The organism is Sphingomonas sp. CCH9-E2 (genome assembly GCF_001557215.1).
Lineage (GTDB): Bacteria > Pseudomonadota > Alphaproteobacteria > Sphingomonadales > Sphingomonadaceae > Sphingomonas.
This window is the reverse complement of sequence record NZ_LSJM01000436.1, coordinates 25,001-26,456: the sequence shown is the minus strand read 5'-3', so window position 1 is coordinate 26,456 and position 1,456 is coordinate 25,001. Positions and strand designations below refer to the sequence as shown.

3 protein-coding genes and 1 pseudogene (1 of these 4 only partly in view) are annotated in these 1,456 nt (G+C 65.9%); 2 read left to right on the top strand and 2 right to left on the bottom strand.

What is annotated here, in order from left to right:
• Nucleotides 1–512: pseudogene (locus AX681_RS19430) on the top strand (DUF4139 domain-containing protein); the annotation flags it as partial.
• Here AX681_RS19430 and AX681_RS19425 read toward each other — a convergent pair.
• On the bottom strand, nucleotides 509–793 hold the full coding sequence (locus AX681_RS19425; protein ID WP_066664682.1) for a hypothetical protein: 285 nt from the start codon (nucleotides 791–793) through the stop codon (nucleotides 509–511). The pseudogene AX681_RS19430 and the gene AX681_RS19425 sit on opposite strands and share 4 nt — an antisense overlap.
• Nucleotides 794–858: 65 nt before the next feature.
• On the opposite strand from AX681_RS19425, the gene AX681_RS19420 reads away from it, so the two are divergent.
• A complete protein-coding gene (locus AX681_RS19420) occupies nucleotides 859–1,287 on the top strand; it encodes a CBS domain-containing protein (protein WP_066664685.1) in 429 nt (142 codons plus the stop codon).
• Between the two features lie 32 nt (nucleotides 1,288–1,319).
• Here AX681_RS19420 and AX681_RS19415 read toward each other — a convergent pair whose 3' ends face one another.
• A protein-coding gene (locus AX681_RS19415; RefSeq protein WP_066664687.1) for a lipopolysaccharide biosynthesis protein crosses the window boundary here: on the bottom strand, nucleotides 1,320–1,456 show its end. The gene runs 1,333 nt beyond the window's last position; 137 of the gene's 1,470 nt are visible here — the last part of the coding sequence; the start codon falls outside the window, past its right edge — the gene reads right to left on this strand; it ends in the stop codon at nucleotides 1,320–1,322.

Genomic DNA, 1,456 nt, shown 5'->3' with positions numbered 1-1,456 from the left:
AGCAGGTGGCGATGCTGGCCAAAGACGCGGTGCCGGTGCGCATCGTTTATGAATCGCAGATCAGCTTTGGCGATGCGGCCGATCCGCAAATCGTGCTGCGCGCGCTGAACAAGGAGAGCGACGGTCTGGGTCTGCCGCTCCCCGCCGGGCCGGTCGCGCTGTTCGAGCGGCAGGGTGAGCGCTCATTGCTGATCGACGAATCGAGCACCGACGACAAGGCGGTGGGCGAGGAGGTCGAGGTCAAATTCCCGGCGACCGCCAATGTCACGGTCGAGCTGAAGCAGCGGGAACCCAAGCCGCGGCGCTACGCATTCGAGCTGGTGGTGCGCAATGCCAACCCCTTCCCGGTGCAGTTCGAGGGCAAGTTCGATATCGACCCGCCGCTCATGCGCCGGTCGAGCGTGAAGCTGGGCAAGAAGGACGGTCAGAATCTGTGGGCGGTGACTGTGCCGGCGAACGCGTCGCGGACGCTGACCTATCAGGTGCAGCTGCCCCCGCCGCAGCGGCGTTAGTCGCGCTTCCGCTCCGTCGCGTCGCGCGAACGTTCGTCATGGCCGGTGCCTGAACTGAGGAATACCAGCCCCATCAGCGCGCCGCCGAGCAGGATCGACAGGCCGACCCCGATCGCCATCGCGATCGAGGCATGCAGCTGAAACTCGCCCACTGCTATATAGAGTGCGACCACCGCGACGATCGCGGAGGCCAGCGCCAGCAATCCGACAAAGCCGAAGATGCGGCGGTAGCGGCGCCAGGCGAGGCGCGCATAATCGGGATTGTCGAGGTTCGGTTCCATGCCCTTTCATTTGGGGACGAATCGTGGGACTCTCAACCGCCTCAACAGGACAAAGGAGACTGGCGATGTCGATCGCAGCAATCCTGGGCGGGAAGGGGAGTGATGTCGTGAGCATCGGCGGCGACGCCAGTGTGCGCGATGCCGTCGCCCTGCTCGCCGACCGGCGCATCGGCGCGGTGCCGGTGGTCGAAGGCGGCAGCGTCGCCGGCATCTTTTCCGAACGCGACGTGATCCACTGCCTCAAGCGCGACGGACCGGCGGCGCTCGACCGATCGGTGCGCAGCGTGATGACCGCACCGGCAATCACCGTGACCCGCGACGAATCGGTGCTCGGCGCATTGTCGCTGATGACGCAGCGGCGGATCCGGCATCTTCCGGTGGTGGAGGGCGGCGCGCTGCTCGGCTTTGTGTCGATCGGCGATCTGGTCAAATACCGGATCGAGAAGATCGAGGCCGAGGCGGAGCAGATGCGGGCGTATATCCAAACGGCGTGATGCCGTTTGGTGCCCCCTAGCGAAACGGGCAACTACCGCCGAATCATCGCGATCGCGTCTTCCACCGTCGCGCGCGCGAAGAGCCAGAGCCACGCGCCATAGACCGCCGCGCCTGCTGCGGTCAGCAGCAACAGATGCGACAGGGGGCTGAGCGGCGGGAGCAGCCGGT